The organism is Aeromonas sp. JL9, assembly GCF_024436075.1.
Classification (GTDB): Bacteria; Pseudomonadota; Gammaproteobacteria; order Enterobacterales; family Aeromonadaceae; genus Aeromonas; species Aeromonas veronii.
In genome coordinates this window covers 1-2496 of sequence record NZ_JANFNV010000064.1, presented here as the reverse complement: position 1 = coordinate 2496, position 2496 = coordinate 1, and the positions used below count along the sequence as shown (strand labels likewise).

Annotated in this window: 2 protein-coding genes; both read right to left on the bottom strand. The window is 58.2% G+C overall.

Features of this window, described 5'->3' with window-relative positions; translation table 11 throughout:
* Window positions 1-719: IS21-like element ISAs29 family helper ATPase IstB (istB, locus tag NOM06_RS20705; RefSeq protein ID WP_255913020.1), on the bottom strand; the 719-nt coding region annotated here is incomplete at its 3' end.
* 14 nt (window positions 720-733) lie between these two features.
* Window positions 734-2275 carry an IS21 family transposase gene (gene istA, locus NOM06_RS20700; protein ID WP_059296349.1) on the bottom strand — a complete coding sequence of 514 codons (1542 nt, stop codon included), beginning with the start codon at window positions 2273-2275 and terminating at the stop codon, window positions 734-736.
* Window positions 2276-2496 lie beyond the last annotated feature (221 nt).

Sequence of the window (2496 nt, the reverse complement as noted above, 5' to 3'; positions counted from 1 at the left end):
CTCTTTCTCATCGATTCTCCCTTCAGTGACAGCCGGTGAGCGTTGTGCATCAGCCGGTCCAGGATCGCATCTGCCAGGGTGTTGTCACCCAAGCTCGCGTACCACTCTTCAGTTGGCAGCTGACTGACTACTACCGTCGAGTATTTCCCGTACCGATCATCCATGATCTCCAGCAGGGCGTTGCGCTGCTCGGCATTCACCGCTTCCAGTCCCCAGTCATCGAGGACCAGTAGCTCTATCCTGGCCAGTTGACCCAGCAGTCTGGCGTAACTGCCATCTACCTTGGCCTGGCTCAGCTCAAGTAGCAGACGCGGCAGCCGGTAGTAACGAGTGCTATGCCCTTGCTGACAGGCTTGGTAGCCCAGCGCACAAGCCAGGTAGGTTTTTCCACAGCCACAGGGGCCGGTAATGAGCAGGTTCTGGCCTCGGCGCAGCCACTCTCCTTGGGCCAGGTTTGCAACCTGTGACCGCTCCAGGTTGCGTGCAGACTGGTAGTCCACCTCTTGCACCGTGGCTTGGAGTTTGAGCCGCGCCTGCTTGACTAGCCGAGCTTGTTTACGTTGCTCCCGGCTCAGTTGTTCGTGTTCGACCAGCAGGCTTAGACGCTCGATGAAGGGCAGCCCTTCGTAGGTACTGGCCTGTTCCAGTTGTTGTTGCACTGCATCCGCCATGCCGGTCAGTTTCAGGTTTCTCAGGCGGGTCAGGGTTTGTTGGGTCATGGGGCGTATCCTCTTTAGTGGAAGCTCTGGGGGCCACGGATGTTCTCGTGCTCTTGCGGTAACTCTGGGTAGCTCAGCGGGCTTTCGGGCAGTTGGTCGCGGCCACTGGTCAGCACCGACTTGAGCTGTTTGAGTCGCACCAGTCCTTCCCGATTAGCCAACTGACAGCAGGCCTCGACCCGTGATGGCGGATACTCCCGGCTAAGACTCAGTAGCCCCAGGCAGAGTCGGTATGCCTGCTCGACATGGGCTTTCTCTTCCAGCCGTTCGCTCACCCAGCACAAGGTGCCCGGTCCGATATCAGCAGCCCACTGCTTGAGACGGCCTGGCGTCCAGCGTTGCTGCTTGCTGTGGCGTTCCGGCATGTGCTCCGGGATCGTGCTCATCCCCGGGATGGTTTTACGCGGATGGCTCGCGACCAGCTGTTGCTGGTGATAGACCTGAAGCAAAGTGTCGCCAGCATGGAGCTCCAGTTGCTGGCCCACATACTGGTGTGGCACCGAGTAGTGGTGCTGCTCATAGCTGACGTGATAGTCGATGTTGACCTTGACCGTTTTGATGGCGACATAGCGATAGGGATGCACCGGCAGTGGTCCCAGCGCCGGGCGGTCCAACTGCTCAAACGCCTCGCGCCGGTTACCGGGCAGTTGCTTGAACGGGCGCTCGTTGAGTTCGTCCAGCAAGGCCCGGATGCACTGGTTGAGCTCGGCCAGCGAGAAAAAGGTCTGGTGGCGCAAGCGGGCGAGGATCCAGCGCTCGACGATCTGCACACCCACCTCAGCCTTGGCTTTATCCTTGGGCTTGTAAGGGCGAGCTGGCATCACTGCCACCTGATAGTGCTCGGCCAACTGCTGGTAGCTGGGGTTGAGCTCGGGATCGTATCGGCAAGCCTTGCTGACACCGCTTTTGAGGTTGTCGGGGATCAGCAGTGCAGGTGTACCGCCGAAAAACTCAAAGGCACGGACATGGCTTTGCAACCAGTCCGGCAGTGACTGTGACCAGGTAGCCTCGGCAAAGGTGTAGTTGGACGCACCAAGCACGGCGACAAAGATCTGGGCCTGACGGACCTCCCCCGTGGAGGGCGAGGCGATGGGCACCGTGGGCCCGCAGTAGTCGATAAAGAGCTTTTCCCCCGCCTTGTGGATCTGGCGCATGGAGCGCTTTTGCAACTGACACCAGGATTTGTAACGGTCGCAGAACTGGGAGTAGCTGTAACAGCTGTTGGGATAGCGCTGGGTGTACTCCTCCCAGAGCAGTTGTTTGGAGACCCCCTTACGCTTGAGCTCCTGATGGACAGAGGGCCAATCCGGTACAACATGGCGGGCCGAGATGGTGGTATCGGCCTGCGGATAGAACAGGGCCGCCAGTTGGCCATCATCAAGCTGGCTAGGTAAGGGCCAGGTCAGGCCGAGCGTCTGGGCACTTTTGAGGAGTTTCTGGATGGAGCCAACGCTGACCTTGGTGCAGCAACTTATCTGGCGAACAGAGAGGTCAGCTTCCAGCCGCAGTCGCAGCACTTCACGAATTTTACGCATTGCAATCCTCTTGGCAGACATAGGCTCTTCCCTAGCAAAAGGGAGAGCGTATCAAAGGTTGTTAAATCAATGCGTTAAGGATGATTCCGGTGAATGTGAACAGTGATTCCGGGATGTTGAACACTGTTTCCGGAAAGGAGGAGCAAAGTGTTCAGGTTGAGCCGGAATGAGCGTTCACATTGGTCCGGAAATGGTGTTCACGTTGAACCGGAATCGGTGTTCATGATCGGCCGGAATATGCA